This window comes from Peptoniphilus faecalis, assembly GCF_012976305.1.
Lineage (GTDB): Bacteria > Bacillota > Clostridia > Tissierellales > Peptoniphilaceae > Peptoniphilus_A > Peptoniphilus_A faecalis.
Genome location: NZ_JABDSR010000010.1, coordinates 72090 through 92067 on the forward strand (window position 1 = coordinate 72090; position 19978 = coordinate 92067).

The following is a 19978-nucleotide window of genomic DNA, read 5'->3' on the forward strand; positions in this document are numbered from 1 at the left end:
TATGGATTGGAAAAAAATTAAAAAAATTTTAATAATAGCATTATTAGTTGCCAATGCAATTTTATTTTTCTACACAAATTACACTAACTTCAGACTCAGAAATGAATCTACGACAAGGGATTTTGTAAATAAAGTAACAGAACTCTTATCTGAAAAAAATATTAAATTAGACACAAAAATTCCAAGAAAAATTAAAAAACTTCCCTCTGTTTTAGTTTCCTTTGAAACTTCAACAGAAGAAGATATAAACGACAGATACTTTAAGGGAAAGGGTCAAATTGAAAGACCTAGCACTGACCTTGCAGAGATTTCTTGCGGCAGCGAATATATAAACCTTGTTAATGGAAGGCGAGCCTTTTACGAAAATAGAATTAAGGAAAATAAATATAAAATTGACAGTTTAGAAGAAGCACAAAACATTGCCCAAAAGTTTTTATTAGATAAGAAATACGACACAAGGGATATTTATCTAAGTTATTACAAAATTGATGGCGATAAATACATTTTAAACTACACAAAAATTTTCGATAGCACACCAGTAGAAAGTTCTTACACAAATTTTGTCATTGACTCAAGAGGCGTAATGTCAATGGATAGGCTTTGGCTAAATGTCATGGAGAAGTCCGACCAAAAAATATACCTAGTACCTGCGTCACGTGCACTCTTGACACTATTAGACAAAACAGATTACTATAACAAGACCATTGAAAAAATCATGCCCTGTTTTTATTTTAATCCCGAAGACCAGGGTTATATCGAAGACATAACTCGTGCAGTAAATGGTCGTGCAATTCCAGCTTGGAAGGTAAAATTTACTGACGGAGAATACACAGTCCTATCCAATTACTAGCTTAACAAAAAATTGGCACTGTGTTAGAATAGGCTTGGAGGTTTTTTATGAAATTTTGCTCATTGGCAAGTGGCTCTAGTGGCAACTGCCAATATATCGAATATAAAGATACAAAAATCATTATAGACGCTGGACTTTCAGGCAAAAAAATCGAGGACAACTTGGAAAAAATTGGAGTAAAGGCAAATGAGATCGATGCAATTTTAGTAACTCACGAGCATATTGACCATATAAAATCTGTGGGAGTTTTATCGAGAAGACATAATATAAAAGTTTTTTCTAATATGATGACCCTTGAAGGTATGCTTCCTGTTGTGAAAAAGCTTGACCCAAAAAACACTTTTATCTTTGAAAATGGGAAGAGCTTTACCTTTAAAGATTTAGAAATTATGCCCATTTCTACTTTTCACGACTGTGCAAGTGGTTGTGGCTTTGTAGTAACTGGCGACAAAAAAATTTCACTTCTCACAGACACAGGATGGGTAAACGCAGATGCAATGGAAAAAATGGACGATTCAGAACTTTTTTATCTCGAATCAAATCACGATGTCGACATGCTAATAAATGGAAGTTATCCTTATCCCACAAAGCAAAGAATTTTATCTACAAAGGGACATCTTTCTAATGAAAATGCAGCAGAAGTCCTATCAATGCTGTTAAAGAAGAAAAAGGAAAAAATTTTGTTGGGACATCTTTCATCAGACAACAATTTACCAGAAGTAGCACTAAAGACTGTCAAAGATTTGCTCTCAGTGGAACATAAAGAAGATAATATAGACTACACAATAGATGTTGCCCCAAGATTTTTGCCATCGAAAGTGTTTGAACTTTAAAGGGAGGAAAATTTGAATATACTAGTTACTAATGATGACGGAATTAACGCCGAGGGCATAGAGATCCTAGCAAAGGCACTTATTAAAGAAGGCCACGAAATTACAATTGCAGCACCAAATGTCGAAAACTCGGGAAAATCTCACGCAATAACCTTTAAAAGCCCCTTAATTGTACAAGATACAAAATTAGAAGGTCTTGAAAATGTAAGAAGCCTTTGCGTATATGGCACGCCAGCTGATTGTGTAAGAGCAGCAGTACATCTCTTAGACGAAAAATTTGACTACTGTTTCTCAGGGATTAACTCTGGATTTAACACCGCCACAAATGTACTCTACTCTGGCACAGTTTCTGCAGCCATCGAAGCAAATCTATTTAACATACCATCAATTGCAGTATCAGCTCAATGGGTTAAGGGTCATTCAAAATTTGAAACAGCAGCAAAAGTTGCCATGGATGTTTTTAATAAACTTGAAGATTTTAAAAAGTTGCAAGTTTTAAATATTAATGTTCCCTATCTAGATTACGAAGAATTAAAGGGGATAGAGGTATGCAAAGTTGGTGCCGATGTCATGAGTATATACGACATATCAGAAGACGGCGAAAGTTACAACATGAAGCTAAGGGGCTTTCCAAAGGAAAATAGTGCCAATGATTCAGATGTATATTTTCTTGGACAAAAGTATGCGACAGTGAGTCCACTTTTATACGATGTTACAAACTTAACTCTAATAAATGAATTAAAGGAAATTTTAAAATAAATTTGAGGAGAAAAGCGTGAACTACAAATTTACCCTATTATTTTTAATAATTTTAATTTTTGGAATATTTTTAAGAACTATAATGTAAACTTTGAACTTAAAAAGTCCTTGCGACTTTTTATTTTTTTTATTATACTTTAACAAAGAGGTGGATTGAAATGAAAAAATTTTGCCTAGTACTTTTAATCACTTTTATTCTTGTTTTTTCAGCTTGTCAAAAAAAGGAAAAGACATTATACGATTTTAAAACCGATTTTGTCGGCGACAACTCAAAAGTTTCCCAAATAATTAATAAGCAAGAATACCCAGAAAATTTTCAAACTAGCGAAATAAAAATTTTATCAGAAAAAGAACCCTATGGTTTAAAAGTCTTCTGTAAAAATTATAAAAATTTAGAGAAAAAAGATTTGTTTAAAAATGCAGTCACAACTCTTTCCCTAATAAAAAACTTAGATAATTTATATTATGTAGATGAAAATGAAAAAGAAATCTTTATATATAATCGAAAAGAAGTAGAAGAAAAGCTAGAAAAAGAAAATACAAGTTTAGAAAAAATATCAGAAAACAAGGAAAACTTAGAAAATTTTATAAATAATTAAAAGGGGAGACTACAATTAGTTTCCCCTTCTTTAAGATTTACCAAAGCTATGCCCCAAAATATTTGGCATAGTTTTTTTACATAATTTTTTGTCTTCTAATTTTTATTTATCTGAATTTGTAAAAATTTGTGTAGGCCCATCTGCTCCACCAATCATTTTTAAATCTCCATCACGAGTCATTTCTTTCCACTCATCTTCGGAAATCTTTCTATTGAGCAATTTTTCCATTTGAGTTTTTGTCAATCCTTGGTCTTCTTTTGCAATAGTCTTATTTGTAAAAAAACCTGCAAAAAATGATAGACATACAAGAAGAATAATTAAACCTTTTTTCAAAATTTCACCCCCTCATGGAATTCTAACACTGGTAATATTTTTAAATCTCTGAACAAAATTGACAATTTTTCATACTTTTTCATGCTTAATATTTTCACTTTGAATATATACTGTTACCTCCTTTGTGTCAAGTGTCAATTTTTATTTTCCATTTAAAAAGAGGAAAACTTTTAAGTCTTCCTCTAACTTTTTCATCTATTAATTTAAATGCTTATTAAAACTGTTGCTATTTCAAAATATACAAATAATACTAAAGTATCTACTATTGTTGTGATAAGCGGTCCCGCCATAATAGTTGGATCGATTTTTAGTTTCTCTGCAATTAATGGAAGTATTCCGCCAATCATCTTTGACAAAACTATGGTAGTAAGTAGTGTAGCTGATACTGTTAGAGTTACGCCAATGTCCACAGTGTCTAAAATTGACATTCTAATTATATTTACTACTACTAGAATTAATCCAACAATAATTCCAATGCGAAATTCTTTAAACATTACCTGTAAAAATTCTTTAAATTCAACTTCGCCTGTGTAAATTCCACGAATTATTGTCGTGGAGGATTGTGTTCCTGCGTTTCCGCCAGAGTCCATTAGCATTGGAATATAGGCTGCGAGTGCTACGCTTGATGCTAAAAGTGTTTCATACCTTTTTATTATAAAACTTGTAAAAGTTGCTGTTACAAGACAAATTATAAGCCACATAGTTCTATCCTTTGCAAGCCTAAATACAGATTTGTCCCAATAATGTTCTGGTGATGATTCGCTAATACCGTGGATATTTCCCAAGTCCTCTTCATATTCATCGTGCATTACGTCAATTGCCCATTCAACTGGTACAATACCTACAAGCCTTCCTTCAGAGTCCGTCACTGGAATTTCTGATAGATCGTATTTATGTGCAAGTTTTGCCACAACTTCTTGATCATCTGTTGCATAGACGCTGGAGTTTATTGGGTGCATAAATTCTTCGATATTTTTATTTTTGTTGCGAAGTAGGTCTGCCAAGTTTACATAACCAATTAGCACAAGGGACTCGTTTGTAACCCAAACTTGTTCCAATCTGTCTGCGTCTAAGTCTGAATGAATGATTTTTTCTAGTGTCTGAGTTGGCGTTGCTGTCTTTTTTACAAAAATAAATCCAACAGACATAATTGAACCAACAGATTCTTGAGGATAGCCCAAAAGTTCATTTATAACTGGTCTTCTCTCTTCTTCTATAAAGTGGTTCATGAGCTTTCTAACCATATTGGCTGGCAGCTCTTGCAAAGTGTCTACAAGTTCATCTTCTTCCAAATCTTTCATAAGAGATAATATTTTATCTTGGGAAAGTGAACCTATTATTTCAACTTTTTTATCTCCAGGCAAAAGGGAAAAAGCATCTGCCAAGAGGTCTTTGTTCAAAAGCTTTATCCAAATGGCAACATCTTCCTTTGGAAGTTCCTCTAGTTGTTCTGCGATATCAACTGGATCCATTCTATTAATGGTCTCTTGTGTCTTTAATAATTCTTCTCTATTATATTTTTTCATAAAGCCTCCTTAATTTTTATGACTTTTTTGCATAAAAAAAGCCGCTGTCTAAGCGGTAAAGAGGCATGATTAAATAGACTTATGAATTTATAAGCCTTATAGATTTCTCCTTTATCGCATAGACTAATACATTTTTCCAGGGTCGACTGGTATCCATGTAAACACCTCCATATAGATATCATTTTAACATAAAGGGCATTTTAAGTCCATTTTTAGAGAAATTTTTACAAAAAATATATTATAAACTAGATTCTTTATTCTTTAGAATGAAGTATAAAACAATTATGAGAGCAAAAATATAAACTAAAAGCAGCACCACCTTTGAAAATAAATTGTACTCAATGTTTTCTATTTTCTTTTCCACAAACTTATAGGATTGAGGAAAGGCGATTGTTCCAATTGTCATATAAATTGTCAAATTTATTTGAGGCAAATCTTTAGATCAGGTTTTAAAAATTCTTTCATAAACAAATAATAGGCTGCAAAAAATATTATTCCCAGAAAATATAAGACTATATAAAAAAATAAACTAGCACCTTCTTTTTTTATTATTTTCTTATTGCTTAATTTATTTTTTGATTCTTTTTCTCCTTCCTCAATAAAATATGACATATTAACTCCATAAATTTTCCATAGTCGGCGATGCCTGTCTTTTTCCATTTTAAAATTGCTTGTCTAGTTACAAAAAGCTTATTAGCTAAATCTTCTTGTGATAAATTTAATTCTCTTCTTTTGTCTTTAATTTTTCGTCCATACATAAAAATCACTTACTTTCACTTTCTAGCTTCTAAATTTACATCTAGATTATAAGTTTTCAATCTGTAAATTTCCTAAAAAATTTATGTTTTTTAACAAAAAAACAAAATTGTAAAATCATCACAAGAAAATATGCCGCAACTTTTGGTTGCATAAGCATTTTTCAATTTCTCTTCTATAAAGTTTGTAAAATTAATATAACTCAAAAAATTAGTGCTAACTTGAAGTAATTAAACAAATTTTTACTCATGAGAAATGGAGATAGAAAGAAAATAATTTAATTTTTATGCAAAGAAATTATAAATCCTAGTTTGTTTAATACCACGTTGTTTTTAATCAAAAAAGACCTAATTGCTTAGGTCTAATACTATAATTTTATTAATAATTTTAATAAATAGACAAATCTAGTTTTTCTGATAAGTATTCTAACATTCTAACGCCACTGTAAGAGTTGCCATGTTTGTCTAGCCTTGGTGCATATACTGCAAGTCCAGTTTTATTTCTTGATGCGGTAACTATACCTCCGCCCACCCCAGATTTAGCAGGTAGTCCAACTCTTATTGCAAAATCTCCTGAATAGTCATAAGTTCCGCAAGTTGCCATAAGTGCTCTTAAAACTTCTGATTCCTTTTTGGTAATAATTTCTCTACCTTTAAGATCTACTCCATTGTTAGAAATTACATAAGACATATGTGCTAAGTTTTCCGTACTTACAAGAATTGAACATGCTTTAAAATATGTATCTAATACTTCTTCGACTTTTGTATCGCTTGGCAAAATTTCCTTAGCTAACATTAAATAAATTAGCGTCCTATTTGTAAAGGAAGATTCCTTTTCTGATTGTGCAATTTTTCTGCTATAATCAACTTCTTCTCCTAGAAATTCTCCTGCTTTTTCAAGTATTACATCAAAGGTTTTTTCTCTATACACATTATATAGTATAGCTACTATAATAATTGCACCAGCATTTATAAAGGGGTTAACGGGAATCTTTTTTTCTGAAAGCTCTAGCTCTATAACAGAATTAAAAGGTTTTGCAGATGGTCTTACGCCAACATATCTTTTAAGTTCTGATACTCTATAGTTTTTCATTGCAAGGGCGTATAAAATTACTTTTACAATAGATTGGATTGAATATTTGACTTTTGAATCGCCTACACTATAAAGATCTCCATCTTCAATTTTTGAAATTGCAATCTTATTTGGATCAACTTTTGCGAGTTCAGGAATGTAATTTGCAACAGCCCCTTCATGTAGGTATTTTCTGCCTATATTAAGAGCTTCCTCTAAAACTTCTTCTGTAAAAATCATTGTTATCACACCTTTGTTTTTATTTGGGATTGTTTTCCCAGTCATAATAGGTTATCATATCACAAAATCTTTTTCAATCTATTTCTAAAACTATAACCATAAAATTACAAACTACTACATTTATAAAAGCTACTAAAAGGACCTAATACACTTTAGGTCCTAAAATCATTGCAAAATTTTATTTAACAAAAATTTTATATTCGCAATATCCTCTATCATCCATTTCTTCATAGGGGATAAATTCAAGTGCCGCACCATTTATGCAATATCTAAGTCCACCCCTATCTACTGGACCGTCTTCAAATACATGGCCAAGATGTGAATCAGAAGATTTTGATTTAACTTCAGTGCGAAGCATTCCAAGGGAAGTATCTTTTCTCTCTTCTAAATAATTTGAAACAATGGGACGAGAAAAAGACGGCCAGCCACAACCTGCGTCAAATTTATCCCTTGATGAAAAAAGAGGTTTCTTTGAAAGTTTGTCGACATAAATTCCCCTTCTATATTCTTTATTAAGTTCACTAGTAAAAGGTCTTTCAGTGCCTGCCCTTTCCATTACATCGTAGGAGATATCATCTAAAAACTCTCTTTTGTTTTTCTCTACAAATTTTCTGTCATCGTCAATTATTGGGTCTTCAGCTGAATTTAAATTTATATGACAATATCCATTAGGATTTTTATCTAAATAATCTTGATGATATTCCTCTGCTTTAACAAAATTTTTAATAGGAGAAACTTCAACAGCAACTTTTCCTATTTTTTCTTCCTCATATTCTATAAAGTCTTTCACAATTTTTTCAGAATTAATATCCCTTTCTTCCCAATAAATTCCCGTACGATATTGTCTTCCAATGTCATTACCTTGTCTATTTATAGATTTTGGATTTATAATTCTAAAATAATGTAGAAGGATCTCAGTTAAAGAAATTTTGGAAAAATCATAATAAATTTTTACAGTTTCTGCATGATCTGTCCTTGATACAATTTCATAATTAGTTTCATCGCTGTCGCCATTTGCATATCCTACTAAAGTCTTAACAATTCCCTTTAATTTTTTAAAATAGGCTTCTGTTCCCCAAAAACATCCGCCAGCTAAATATATAACTTTAATATTTTTCATACAATCACCAGTAATACTATACCCATTTTTTGTAAAATCAATTTCTAAACAATAATTATTATTGTTTATTAAATAAATTTTAGTAAATTCCTTAATATATTTTTAAAAAAATTGATAAACTATGTGTTAAGTGATAATTAATATCAATTTATGCTTTGTTTTATTTATTTTATGGAATTTTAAGCTTTGATAAAAATCTTTGACATATTTTCAAATAATAAATCTTGTAAACTCTTTTATAATATATAATTTTACTATTTTTTAATTATAAATTTAGCTATTTTCATATTTTAATCTTAAACAAAAGCAAAACTTAATAATTAGGAGGAATTATGAAGAAAAATTTTAAAATGTCCTTGGCAGTTGTTCTCATGTCTTCAACTTTACTTGTTGCTTGCAATAAAAATAATTCAAGCCATTCAACAAATCATGCAAGTTCAAAGGAAAACCACACTAAGGTGGAACAAAATATAGCTGCAAAGACTGAAGAAAAATCTCAAGATGTTGCTCTTTCTGATTGGTCAGGAGAATGGAATAATATTGCTAATTTTATCGACGACGATGCTTTAAAGGGAGCCTACGACGAAGTTGCTAAGAGAGATAATATTACAGCGGAGCAAGCTAAGCAAAATTTTGCCGACCGTACTGCTGTTGATTTTGGTGCAATTAAAGTTGATGATGATAGCATTACATTCTTCTCTAAACCAGGTGGAGAAGAGTTAGAAAAAGCTAATTTCAAATATGTTGACAAACATCCTATGGAACATGGTGGGAAAACTTTATATTGGTATGAATTTTCTTCCGATGGAAAATATCCTACAATTTTAATGATGCCTGTCCATGGAGAAGAACACATGCCACACTTCCACTTGAGAGTAGGCGAATCTGCAGAAGAAATGTTAGCAAAGGACAATTGGTATCCTACTTTTGTAAGTCCAACAGTTACAATAGATCAAGTTTACGAAGAAGTTGCTGAATAATATTTTTTCTTTTTCTTATCCTCGATTTTTATCGGGGATATTTTTCTGAGAGGAGTAATATGTCAAAAATAATAAAAATTATGTTGGTAATTCTATTGGCATCTTCTTTAATTTCTTGTAAAAAAGAAAAAAATACAATAGATAAACCTGTAGTCTACACTTCTTTTTATCCAGTTTATAGTCTTGCTAAAAGTGTAGTTGGCGATACTGTTGACCTTAGAATGTTTATGCCAAAAAATCAAGATCCTCATTTGTGGGAGCCTACTCCCAAAAAAATTAAAGAATTATCAAAGGCAGATCTTTTGATAATAAATGGAGCAAATTTAGAACATTGGTCCGATGCCATTTCAAAAACTCTTCCAAATTTAGATATTCTTAACTTGGCAAGTGGTGTAAATCTTATTTCTTATAAAGGTGCTGCAGCAATTGGCGACTTCCAATACATGGTTATGGGTAATTTCGGCAAAGAGACTTACTCCTTTGATTTTGGACACACTCACGAAGACAATATGAGAATTGCTTTTTTATATTGTGACAGAGAGTATTCCAATAAGGAGCTTATTAAAATTGGAAGAAAATTAATGGAAGATACTGGCGAAGATATTCCACAAAAGCATTTAATTAATGTCGTAGATAAAAAAGTCTATAAGCTGGAGATGGGTCATGAACATGGTGAAATTTATTATAAGCTACCTAAAAAAGGCAAGTGGATATTGTTTAGTGACAGAGTTTCCACAGACTTGCTTTCTTATAAAATGCTTGACCTTGATGGTAATGACCTTAATTTAAAAGTTTTGCGAGATACCTCCACTACTAATGAGGACAAAATAACCTATGATCCTCATTCATGGATGAGTATTAGAAATGCAAAGAGATATGTAAATGATATTGAATACAAAATGAGCCAATTATATCCTGAAAATAAAAATATTTATAGAAAAAATGCTTCTAAAACTCTGAGAGAGCTCACAGCTTTAGACTATAAGTATAGAGATCTCTTTAAAAATACAAAGAGAAAAGAATTTATAGTGAGTCATTTTGCCTTTGCGTACTTGGCAAAGGACTTTGATTTAATTCAGTATCCGCTACAAGGCCTTACAAGCACAGATTCTCCAAGCATTAAAAAACTTATAAAGGTTATTGAAGATTCTAAGGCCAGACATATTAATACAATTTTCTATGAATATGGGATGCCTAAAAATGGTGCGGATATTATTGCTGAAGAAATTGGTGCTGATCTAAAGGGGCTTATTTCTATGGAATATATAAATAAGGATATTGAAAATCAGGTTGGCAAAGATTATATTGACATGATTGAATACAATCTAAAAACTATTTACGATTCATTGAGGTGATTTATGAAGGCAATCGAAATAAAAAATGCCTATTTTTCCTATGATAGAGATCCTATCTTGAGAGATTTGAATTTAACTGTTAAAAATAAAGAAAAAATCACTATCATTGGAGGAAATGGCGTTGGAAAAACAACTTTAATAAAAATAATTGTGGGTGAACTTAAACTTGATAGTGGCAGCATTAAAATTTTTGAAGAAGATTTTAATAAAAATATACTTAAAAAAATTGGCTATGTGCCACAATCACAAAAGGAAAATTTATATACTTTTCCAATTACCGTTAAGGAACTTGTCACCTTGCAGTTATACGACAGTCTTGGCAAGTTTAAAATACCTAGAAAAGAGCATTACCACAAGACTATGGTTTTGTTAAAAGAGATGAACTTAGAAAAATATGCCGACTATCCCATAAGAGAGTTATCAGGTGGCCTTAGACAAAGGGTAGTCATCACTCGTGCTCTTGTAAATGAGCCCGATATTTTGATCTTTGACGAACCAACTTCTGGCGTCGATGAAAATTCTAAAGCACAGTTTGCAAAAACTATTGAAGAATTAAATGAAAAATTTGAAGTTTCAATAATTTTAATAACACATGAGTTGGACTGGGTAATGAATAATTTAAAAATGGATTCTATTTATGAACTAAAAAAGGGAGGTCTTGTAAATGTTTCAATATAGTTTTATGATTAGAACTCTTTTAGTATCAGTTATGATTTCCATAATAATACCACTTATTGGGATAGTAATAGTAAATCGTGGAACTGCCATGATCGGAGATGCCCTTTCCCACGTGTCCCTAGCTGGAGTTGCCATTGGTCTTATTTTTTCTGTTAATCCATTAATAGGTGCAATAATAGCTTGTATTATAGGTGCCTTTTCAATTGAAAAAATAAGAAAAAAATTTCCTCAGTTTGGAGATATGGCAACCGCTATTATTACTTCAGTAGGCCTTGGCCTTGCGGCAGTACTTTCCGATTTTTCTCCAGGGGGCAATAGCTTTGATGCTTATTTATTTGGAAGCATTGCATCTGTTTCTAATATTGATGTAATAATAGTGCTTGTAACCTTTATTTTTGTAGTTGCAATATCTTTTATTTATTATTTTGGACTTTTGAGCATAGCTGTAGATAAACAACTTGCAAAGATGAGTGGAGTTAATGTGGAAAGAATAAATGCAATTTTCACCTTTCTTTCTGCAATTACTATTGCACTTTCATCAAAGATAATTGGCGCACTTATGGTAACATCTCTAATAGTTTTGCCTGTGGCATCTTCACTTTTAATAAGTAGAAGCTACAAAAAAACTTTTTTTAATACTATATTCTTGGGAGTTGTCTACACACTTTTAGGCGTAACTCTCTCTTATTACTTTGATGTGAAACCAGGTGGTTCAATTGTAATAATTGCATCTCTAGGAATGTTAGTATGTCTACTTATTTCAAAAATTAATCGTAAAAATAATTCTAAAAATTTTTCAAAAATACAAAATAGTGATATCTGTAAAGTTTAACTTTGCAGATATTTTTTATGAACTTTATTGCATCGATTTTAAGTTTTATTTACCAAAATCATTGTACTTTATTAAAACATTGACACTATTACAGTCTAGTGTTAATTTATATTTAAGAATACTCTTTAAATTTGTATTTATACATAAGGAAAACAATTTTATAAAGAGAAATTTTTATGAGGAGGTTACTATGAAAAATAGTAAGAAAAAATTATTAGTGGCAGGTCTTGCCTCTACACTAATTATGTCTATGGCAATACCAACTTTTGCCTGTACAGGAATTATTGTAGGAAAGGACCTTACAGCTGACGGATCTTTTATCTTTGGTAGAACTGAAGATTACCAAAGAAATAGAACTATGAGGCTTGTAACTCATCCGCGTGGAGAATTTAAAAAAGGCAGCAAATTAGTTGACGTAAACAACGGATTTGAATACATACACCCTGAGGATTCATTAAAATTTTTCTCTACTCCAGATTCAAGTGTTAAGCCAAAGGATATGGAACAAGGGGTATACGATGCTGCTGGTTACAACGAAGCTGGCGTTGGCATTTTCTGTACAGTTTCTGCTGATCCATCAGAAGAAATTGAAAAAGCCGATCCCTTTGTTAAAAATGGCGTAAACGAAGCAAGTATGACTACATTTTTACTTGCACACGCAAAATCTGCTAAGGGAGCAATTGAACTTTTAGCTGATACAATTGACAAACAAGGTGCTTCCATGGGAGATATAGTTGCTTTTGGTGACCAAAATGAAGTTTGGTACATGGAAATTTATTCTGGACATCAATATGTTGCAATTAAATACCCTGAAGACAAATTCAGCATTTTCCCTAACGATTTTTGGCTAGGTGGAGTTGACCTTAAAGACAAGGAAAATGTAATTGCTTCTAAAGATATTGTAAAAGTTGCAAAGGATGCAAAAACTTATAAAGAAACTGAAGATGGTTTAATGGACATGGCTGGATCTTATGGTCCAAAGGAAATTTCTGATACTAGCCGTTCAAGAATTTGGTCTGGTATTCACGACTTAGATCCAAACTCTAAAATTCCCTACGATGCTAAGAGATTTGACCTATTAAATGATCTTTCTAAAGATTCAGAAAAAATTACGATTGATCATGCTCTAAATGTATTTAGAAATAGATTTGAAGGAACAGATTATATTCCATCAGATAATAAAGCTGAAAGGAAAGCAAACCCAAAGACTCACAAGAGGCCAATTGGTAGCATCAATACAATGCAAGCTCACATCTTCCAAATCAAGGAGGGTTATCCAAAGGATGCACCTGGAATTATGTGGATGACTCTTGGAAGCCCTTTAAATATCCCTTGGATTCCAATTTTCCCTGACATAAATGATTCAACTGATGAAGCTAAAAATAATTCTGCAACTTATGATGCAAATTCATATTACTGGGTTGGCTCATCTGTAAATGATTTAGTTTCAGGAAATAGGGAAGAGCTTGGCGAACCTACTCGCAAGAAAATAAATGAATTTGAAGAAAAAGTTAAAAAGGAACTTCCAGAAGTTGAAAGGGAATGGATTGCTCTTTACGCAAAGGATAAAGAAAAAGCAGCTGAATTTTCTACTGCAAAGACAATGCAATGGGAAAAAGAAGTGTTTGAGCTTGAAAAATCACTTCAAAGTGAACTTTCTAAAGTTTCAAAGGCTGACTTAATCGATCACTGGGCAAGAAAACCAATAATTGAAGCTATAAACAAAAAATTAATGGTTGGTACATCTGATCTTTACTTCTCTCCAAATGAAAAAATTTCTCGTGGAGAATTTGTTACAATTTTAGGTAGATTTGGCAAAATTGACACAAAAAAATATGCTGAAGTTAAAGATGAAAATATTGAATCAGGAAAATTCTACACTGAATACATGAATTGGGCAGTTTATAATAAACTTCTTCCAAAAACTTCAAAGGCAATAGCTTCCGAAAAAATCACTCGTGAAGAAATGGCACATATTTTAGCATCTTATTTAAAATTAATAGGCGACGACACTTCAACTCTTAAATTAGTTAATTTCGCTGACGAAAAGGAAATTTCTGATTGGGCTTATGAAGATATTCAATTCTTAGTAAATAAGGGAATTTTAATGGGAACTTCAGAAAATAAATTCTCTCCAAAGGCAAATCTTACAAGAGCAGAAGTTGCTCAAATTATTTCTAAACTTTCAAAATAATTTAAAACTTAATTCAAAAAGGTGATGTTACAAAATAGAATTATCTATTTTACAACATCACCTTTATTATTTATTCATTCTTTTCATCAAAATTTTTATACTTTAATAAAATTTCCATAAACTGCTTACCAGTAATAGTTTCTTCTTCAAGCAAGTACTCAGCAAGCTCCTTCATTGCATCTCTGTTGTCGGCAATTAGTTTTCTTGCTTCTTCTTGTGCACCTTTTACAATTTTTACAATTAAATCGTCTATTTCCTTACGAGTTTCTTCAGAACAATTCATATTCCCTGAATCACCCATGTATCTAGAACCATTTTCTTGGAACTTAACCATTCCAAATTCCTCAGCCATGCCATATTGAGTGATCATTGCTCTTGCTGTGTCTGTCGCCTTTTCAATGTCATTTGCAGCACCAGTTGATACTTCATTAAAGATTACTTCTTCTGCCGCACGACCACCACATAAAGTTGTTATATGATTTATAAGATCTTCTCTCGTGTAAAGATTCTTCTCGTCCTTTGGAACTTGCATTGTATAGCCAAGTGCACCAGATGTCCTTGGAATAATTGTAATTTTTTCTACAGGTTCGGATCCTGTTTGAAGTGCAGCTACAAGTGCGTGACCAATTTCGTGATAGGATACTCTCTTCTTTTCTTCTGGAGACAGTATATCTTGCTTTCTTTGTGCACCTGCAATTACAACCTCAATGGATTCTTGGATGTCTTCTTGTCTAACTTTGTCGCAACCCATTCTAACTGCACGAAGAGCAGCTTCATTTAAAATATTTGCAAGTTGAGCTCCAGATGCACCTGCAGTTGATCTAGCAATTAATGAATAGTCTATATCCTCTTCCATTTGGTAGCTCTTTGCGTGAACCTTTAAAATTTCAATTCTATCTTTAAGAGTAGGAAGTTCAACTCGAATTTGTCTATCAAATCTGCCTGGTCTTAAAAGTGCGGGATCTAAAATTTCAGGTCTATTAGTTGCAGCAAGCATTACAATTCCAATATTGCCATCAAAACCATCCATTTCAGTCAAAAGTTGGTTAAGAGTTTGCTCTCTTTCATCGTTTCCAGAAATTCCAGCAGAATCTCTCTTTTTTCCAATTGTGTCGATTTCGTCAATAAAAATAATACATGGTGCGTTTTTCTTTGCTTCATCAAAAAGTTCTCTAACCTTTGCAGCTCCACGACCTACGAACATTTCTACAAATTCTGAACCTGCTATGGAGAAAAAAGGTACATGGCTTTCGCCAGCAACTGCTCTTGCAAGTAGTGTCTTTCCAGTTCCAGGAGGCCCAACTAAAAGTGCTCCCTTAGGACATTTTGCACCAATCTTTGTATACTTGCCCGGATTTTTTAAGTAGTCCACAATTTCTACAAGAGATTCCTCTGCTTCTTCCTGACCTGCAACATCGTCAAAATTTACAGTTTCGCCATTAGGTTCGTACTTTTCAATTTTCTTTCCTCCCCCAAAAATTCCACTATTTCCTCCAGCCATGCCTTGTATTCTCTTTGCAAAAGCTCTCTGTAAAAAGAAAAATAATAAAATTGGAATTCCCCAAGTCATTATAAAGGACATAAATAAACTTGGTTTTTCAGGAATTTCTGAAGAGTAATCTACATTTTTTTCTTCAAGATCCTTCACTATATTTGGATCTTCCATTTTTCCAGTTTTATAAACCTTTTTATCTTCCTTTAAAGTGAAAAGAATTTGGTCCTGTTTAAATCTAACTTCATCTACTTTTCCTTCGCTTAAATTTTTTCTAAAATCAGAATAAGCTGCATTCTCTATACTATTCTGCGAAAGCATGGGAATAATCAGCCAATTAAGTGCAAAAACTGCGAGGATAGCAATTAAATAATATCTAAGTAAATTATACTGGGGTCTTTTATTTTTATCGTCTTTATCATTCATCATTTTAACCTCCTATTTATTGCGATATGTAGAAAATTTTTAATTAAAAAACCGGACACAAGATCCGGCTAAAATTTATTTCTTATTAAAGATCATCTTCGATTACAGAAGATTTAGAATAAGCAGATGGTTTTGCTTCAAAAAAATCTGTTTTTATTTGGTTTGGATCTGAATATTCGCTGACCCACTTCATTGATTTAGGTTCTTCAATGTTTTCATCAAAAAGATTTCCAAAACCTAAATTTCTTGAACGCAAATTTCCAAGATACATTATATAATCTTCAATCATTTTTTCATTTAGACCTCTAATTTCATCGCCTATTACATATTTACCCCAAGATATTTCTTCTTCAACACCTTTTTTAAGCATTGCTTTATAATTTTTTATGTTTTCATCAGTGAATATTTCTGGATTTTCCTTTTTCATTTCCAAAATAATACTTCTAAAGAGCCAAAGATGTGTATTTTCATCTCTGTTGATGTATCTAATTTCAGAAACTGTGCCAGGCATTTTCCCCATTCTCCCAAGATTGTAAAAGAAAGAAAATCCTGAATAAAAATAAATTCCTTCCAAAATATAATTTGCAATTAGAGCTTTCATAAAATTATCTAAATTTTCATCTTCGTAAAAATCTTGATATTGGTCGCCAATAAATTTATTTCTCTTTAAAAGAACTTCATCGTCTTTATATTGATACAAAATTTTCTCTCTCTCTTCTGGAGAGCAAATTGTATCCAAAATATAAGAATATGATTGAGAGTGAATAGACTCTTGATAACCTTGGATTGAAAGGCATAAATTTATTTCATTTGCAGTTACATAGGATTGAAGCTTAGGAATTTGTGCAGTTTGAAGAGAATCTAAATATATCAAAAAAGACAAAATTTTGTCATAGGCAGTCTTTTCGTGCACATCTAAAATCCTATAATCTTTTACATCTTGAGAAAGATTTATTTCTTCTGGAATCCAAAAATTATTCATGGCTTGGCGATACCAGTCGCTAGTCCAGCTATACTTCAAATTGTTAAAATCATTTAGATTTGTAGTGTTGCCATTAATAATTCTTCTCTTATATGTTTCAATGTCTCCCTTTTCGTTAAAGAGACCTCTTTTTGAAAGTTTCATAATTTCCTCCTAATTTTAAATTATGACGCACAATAATCGCAGTCTTCAACTTCTAAAGACTTACTTCTAACATAATAAACTGACTTTATTTTTTCCTTTGCAGCCTTGATATAAAGATTTAAAATTTTTCTCATAGTAAAGTCCGTAGTAATATAAAAATTAATTGACTGACCTTGGTCAATATGTCTTTGTCTTATTGCGGCAGCTTCAATTACAAGATTTTGATCTAGCTCATGAGCATTTTCGTATAGCCAAAAACTTTGTGGCGTTAAATCTGGTGCAACTCTAGGTAAAATTGAACCCTTTTTTTCCTCCAAGAAATACCTGTTCATTACAGGATCTACACCTGCAGTAGTTGCAGAAATAATAGAAGTGGAACCCGTTGGTGCAATTGCCATTATATATCCATTTCTAAGTCCATTTTTATTTACATCTTTACGAAGTTTTTGCCACTTGTCGTCCTTATAACCTCTCAAATCAAAATAATTTCCATTTTGCCAATCTGAACCTTCAAAGAAATCATAGGATCCCTTTTCCTTTGCAAGTTCCATGGAAGCAGTGATTGCATGATAATTTATCCTTTCATAGACATCATCAGCCCACTTTAAATGATCTTCAATGTCAGAAAAAGCTATACCTGCTTTTACAAGAGCATGATGGTAACCACTTGTTCCAAGTCCAATAGATCTATACTTTCTATTTGTTACTTTTGCGTAGGGAACTGGATAATAATTTAAATCTATTACATTATCAAGTGCTCTAACTGTAGTTTTTACAATGTCCTTTAACTCTTCATCATCTTGTAAGTCGATATTTCCAAGTACAAGAGATGCAAGATTACATACCACAAAATCTCCTGGTTTAGTTTTTGTAACTATTATTTCATCGCCAGCTTCAGTCTCTATTTTAGTTTCAAGAGTTTCTATTGCTGACATATTTTGCATAATCTCTGTGCAAAGATTTGAAGAATAAATCATTCCCACATGCTTATTTGGATTCATTTCATTTACATTATCCCTATAAAAGGCAAAGGGTGTTCCTGTTTCTGTTAGAGATTTAATAATAAGTCTAACTAAATCCTTGACGCTCATTTCACGTCTTGAAATATTTTTGTCAGAAATGCACTCTCTATATTTTTCTTCCCACTCTTTTCCATAGTAATCTTCGAGAGAATAACCCTTCTTCTCAAGAATTTCGTGAGGATCGAACATATACCAAGTTGCATCAATGTCTTTTTCTGCTAATTCAAAAAATAAATTTGGATAGCAGATAGCAGGGAAAATATCGTGAGCCTTCATTCTATCATCGCCATTATTTGTTCGAAGTTGCAAAAATTCTGGGATGTCTTTGTGCCAAGCATCAAGATAACATGACACCGAGCCTTGTCGAACACCAAGCTGATCAACTGCAACAGCTGTGTCATTTGCAAGTTTAATCCACCTAATAACTCCTCCAGCAACACCCTTAAATCCTCTTATGTCAGAACCCGTTGCACGAACCTTTCCAAAATAAAGACCCATTCCGCCACCGTGTTTAGAAATTTGTGCAAAATTATCAATTGAGCGATAAATTCCCTTTAAAGTATCAGGAACTGTATCTATAAAGCAAGATGAAAGCTGATTGTAAGGCTTTCTAGCATTGGACATAGTTGGAGTTGCAACTGTTACTTTTAAAGTGGAATAAATGTCATAAAACTTCTTCGCCCAATAAATTTTGTTTTTTTCAGGTACTGCAAGGTGCATTGCAATTCCCATAAACATTTCTTGTATACTTTCTACAAACCTTCCGTCGTGACTTCTTATTACATATCTCTTTATGAGAAGATCAAGACCAGAATAATTTAAAAGCCTATTCCTAGAATTATCTATATAATTCTCTAACTCTAAAATTTCATCCCGAGTATAATTTTCTAAAATGTATTTTCCATAGAGGTTCTTTTCACTTAAAAATACAATTTTTTCGTAAAAATTATTTATATTAAAATCCTTTAAATTTCTTTCTATTTTCTTTTCCAAATCGTAATTTAAAAATAAGGCTGCGATAAATTCCCACTTTGGTGAATCTTTGTCTGTTAACTCACTTGCAGCTTTTATAATTTCAGAAAGATAGGCATCTTCACTTTGGCCTTTCTTTACAAAAGATTCGAACTTATTGTACAAGTTTTCAAGTTCATATTTTTTTTGGTCATAATTTTTTCTCACGAATTTTAAAATCTTTAGGACTTTTTCATCTTTTATGAAATTTCCAAATTTTTCTAAAATTTGTCTTTCTTCAGAGTGTCTATTTCTATAAAGAATGTATGCCTTAACAACTTCGATTTCCTTTTCATCAATTAGCTTTAACTCAACTAAATCCTGAATTTCCTCAACAGTGGGTGGATTCTTTGGATCATAGTTTCTTATAAGTTTATCCTTAATATCAAGAGCATAATTATTTATAACATTGTCGTCATACTTTTTACCGACAGAATCAAAGGCTTTTTCTATTGCATTTTTAATCTTCAAATGATCGAAAGTTACCTCTCTCTTGTCTCTTTTTAATATTTTCATGAATCCCCCATATAGTATATTATTTTAATATTTCTTTTTAAATACTACTATATATTATCACAAACCAAATATTATAAGTAGACCCTTTATTAAATAAAAATAACTTTAGATTTTTGTTCATATAAATTTTTTGGTTCTATAATAAATAGTGTTGGTGAGAAATCATCAGCACTATTTTTGTATGGAAATGTATAAAAAATAGACATAGAAATCACATTCCTATAAAATATAGTTGCAACCAAATACCAAGGAGTGATTC

The 19978-nt window shown here is 31.8% G+C and carries 17 protein-coding genes; 9 read left to right on the forward strand and 8 right to left on the reverse strand.

Annotated features, from left to right (window positions below):
• Position 1: 1 nt before the first annotated feature.
• The 4 genes from HKO22_RS08070 (at position 2) to HKO22_RS08085 (ending at position 3041) form a co-directional block, all read left to right on the forward strand.
• Complete coding sequence (locus HKO22_RS08070; protein WP_169969890.1) at positions 2 to 850, forward strand: two-component system regulatory protein YycI; 849 nt, start codon at positions 2 to 4, stop codon at positions 848 to 850.
• Between the two features lie 47 nt (positions 851 to 897).
• Entirely contained in the window at positions 898 to 1683 is a 786-nt protein-coding gene (locus tag HKO22_RS08075; protein WP_169969892.1) for an MBL fold metallo-hydrolase, read from the forward strand.
• 12 nt (positions 1684 to 1695) lie between these two features.
• Positions 1696 to 2442 carry a 5'/3'-nucleotidase SurE gene (gene surE, locus HKO22_RS08080; protein WP_169969901.1) on the forward strand — a complete coding sequence of 249 codons (747 nt, stop codon included), beginning with the start codon at positions 1696 to 1698 and terminating at the stop codon, positions 2440 to 2442.
• A gap of 158 nt (positions 2443 to 2600) precedes the next feature.
• Positions 2601 to 3041 (forward strand): DUF4825 domain-containing protein, encoded by a 441-nt coding sequence (locus tag HKO22_RS08085; RefSeq protein ID WP_169969903.1) that lies wholly within the window; start codon positions 2601 to 2603, stop codon positions 3039 to 3041.
• Between the two features lie 102 nt (positions 3042 to 3143).
• On the opposite strand, the gene HKO22_RS08090 is transcribed toward HKO22_RS08085, so the two are convergent.
• The 5 genes from HKO22_RS08090 to msrB form a co-directional block, all read right to left on the reverse strand.
• On the reverse strand, positions 3144 to 3374 hold the full coding sequence (locus HKO22_RS08090) for a hypothetical protein (RefSeq protein WP_075659680.1): 231 nt from the start codon (positions 3372 to 3374) through the stop codon (positions 3144 to 3146).
• A gap of 203 nt (positions 3375 to 3577) precedes the next feature.
• Complete coding sequence (mgtE, locus tag HKO22_RS08095) at positions 3578 to 4900, reverse strand: magnesium transporter (protein ID WP_075659681.1); 1323 nt, start codon at positions 4898 to 4900, stop codon at positions 3578 to 3580.
• A 563-nt stretch (positions 4901 to 5463) separates the two neighbouring features.
• Positions 5464 to 5658: a helix-turn-helix domain-containing protein gene (locus tag HKO22_RS10885; protein ID WP_235860797.1), complete on the reverse strand. Its 195-nt coding sequence runs from the start codon at positions 5656 to 5658 to the stop codon at positions 5464 to 5466.
• A gap of 385 nt (positions 5659 to 6043) precedes the next feature.
• Positions 6044 to 6967, reverse strand: coding sequence for a glutaminase A (glsA, locus tag HKO22_RS08105; RefSeq protein WP_169969905.1), 924 nt, complete (start codon positions 6965 to 6967; stop codon positions 6044 to 6046).
• A gap of 178 nt (positions 6968 to 7145) precedes the next feature.
• Positions 7146 to 8087, reverse strand: a complete 942-nt coding sequence (gene msrB / locus HKO22_RS08110; RefSeq protein ID WP_169969915.1) for a peptide-methionine (R)-S-oxide reductase MsrB — start codon at positions 8085 to 8087, stop codon at positions 7146 to 7148.
• A gap of 332 nt (positions 8088 to 8419) precedes the next feature.
• Here msrB and HKO22_RS08115 point away from each other — a divergent pair, with 332 nt between their 5' ends.
• The 5 genes from HKO22_RS08115 (at position 8420) to HKO22_RS08135 (ending at position 14126) form a co-directional block, all read left to right on the forward strand.
• Positions 8420 to 9067: a ZinT/AdcA family metal-binding protein gene (locus tag HKO22_RS08115; RefSeq protein ID WP_169969924.1), complete on the forward strand. Its 648-nt coding sequence runs from the start codon at positions 8420 to 8422 to the stop codon at positions 9065 to 9067.
• Between the two features lie 59 nt (positions 9068 to 9126).
• Positions 9127 to 10422, forward strand: a complete 1296-nt coding sequence (locus HKO22_RS08120) for a metal ABC transporter substrate-binding protein (protein ID WP_169969931.1) — start codon at positions 9127 to 9129, stop codon at positions 10420 to 10422.
• A 3-nt stretch (positions 10423 to 10425) separates the two neighbouring features.
• Entirely contained in the window at positions 10426 to 11100 is a 675-nt protein-coding gene (locus HKO22_RS08125) for a metal ABC transporter ATP-binding protein (protein WP_169969933.1), read from the forward strand.
• Entirely contained in the window at positions 11087 to 11932 is an 846-nt protein-coding gene (locus HKO22_RS08130; protein ID WP_075659688.1) for a metal ABC transporter permease, read from the forward strand. The genes HKO22_RS08125 and HKO22_RS08130 overlap by 14 nt, the downstream gene beginning before the upstream one ends.
• A gap of 190 nt (positions 11933 to 12122) precedes the next feature.
• Entirely contained in the window at positions 12123 to 14126 is a 2004-nt protein-coding gene (locus tag HKO22_RS08135) for a C69 family dipeptidase (protein WP_169969935.1), read from the forward strand.
• Positions 14127 to 14196: 70 nt separating this feature from the next.
• Here HKO22_RS08135 and ftsH read toward each other — a convergent pair whose 3' ends face one another.
• The 3 genes from ftsH to HKO22_RS08150 form a co-directional block, all read right to left on the reverse strand.
• Positions 14197 to 16044: an ATP-dependent zinc metalloprotease FtsH gene (ftsH, locus tag HKO22_RS08140; RefSeq protein WP_169969940.1), complete on the reverse strand. Its 1848-nt coding sequence runs from the start codon at positions 16042 to 16044 to the stop codon at positions 14197 to 14199.
• An 85-nt stretch (positions 16045 to 16129) separates the two neighbouring features.
• Positions 16130 to 17170, reverse strand: a complete 1041-nt coding sequence (locus HKO22_RS08145; protein WP_075659695.1) for a ribonucleotide-diphosphate reductase subunit beta — start codon at positions 17168 to 17170, stop codon at positions 16130 to 16132.
• A gap of 20 nt (positions 17171 to 17190) precedes the next feature.
• The gene (locus HKO22_RS08150) at positions 17191 to 19719 is read right to left on the reverse strand and encodes a ribonucleoside-diphosphate reductase subunit alpha (protein ID WP_169969936.1); all 2529 of its coding nucleotides are present in this window, start codon (positions 19717 to 19719) and stop codon (positions 17191 to 17193) included.
• Between the last annotated feature and the right edge of the window lie 259 nt (positions 19720 to 19978).

Bases quoted from the DNA above. Each gene is read 5' to 3' on its own strand.
- HKO22_RS08070 (WP_169969890.1), top strand. From the start codon at position 2: ATGGATTGGAAAAAAATTAAAAAAATTTTAATAATAGCATTATTAGTT.
- HKO22_RS08075 (WP_169969892.1), top strand. From the start codon at position 898: ATGAAATTTTGCTCATTGGCAAGTGGCTCTAGTGGCAACTGCCAATAT.
- HKO22_RS08085 (WP_169969903.1), top strand. From the start codon at position 2,601: ATGAAAAAATTTTGCCTAGTACTTTTAATCACTTTTATTCTTGTTTTT.
- mgtE (WP_075659681.1), bottom strand. From the start codon at position 4,900: ATGAAAAAATATAATAGAGAAGAATTATTAAAGACACAAGAGACCATT.
- HKO22_RS10885 (WP_235860797.1), bottom strand. From the start codon at position 5,658: ATGTATGGACGAAAAATTAAAGACAAAAGAAGAGAATTAAATTTATCA.
- glsA (WP_169969905.1), bottom strand. From the start codon at position 6,967: ATGATTTTTACAGAAGAAGTTTTAGAGGAAGCTCTTAATATAGGCAGA.
- msrB (WP_169969915.1), bottom strand. From the start codon at position 8,087: ATGAAAAATATTAAAGTTATATATTTAGCTGGCGGATGTTTTTGGGGA.
- HKO22_RS08115 (WP_169969924.1), top strand. From the start codon at position 8,420: ATGAAGAAAAATTTTAAAATGTCCTTGGCAGTTGTTCTCATGTCTTCA.
- HKO22_RS08120 (WP_169969931.1), top strand. From the start codon at position 9,127: ATGTCAAAAATAATAAAAATTATGTTGGTAATTCTATTGGCATCTTCT.
- HKO22_RS08125 (WP_169969933.1), top strand. From the start codon at position 10,426: ATGAAGGCAATCGAAATAAAAAATGCCTATTTTTCCTATGATAGAGAT.
- HKO22_RS08130 (WP_075659688.1), top strand. From the start codon at position 11,087: ATGTTTCAATATAGTTTTATGATTAGAACTCTTTTAGTATCAGTTATG.
- HKO22_RS08135 (WP_169969935.1), top strand. From the start codon at position 12,123: ATGAAAAATAGTAAGAAAAAATTATTAGTGGCAGGTCTTGCCTCTACA.
- ftsH (WP_169969940.1), bottom strand. From the start codon at position 16,044: ATGAATGATAAAGACGATAAAAATAAAAGACCCCAGTATAATTTACTT.
- HKO22_RS08145 (WP_075659695.1), bottom strand. From the start codon at position 17,170: ATGAAACTTTCAAAAAGAGGTCTCTTTAACGAAAAGGGAGACATTGAA.
- HKO22_RS08150 (WP_169969936.1), bottom strand. From the start codon at position 19,719: ATGAAAATATTAAAAAGAGACAAGAGAGAGGTAACTTTCGATCATTTG.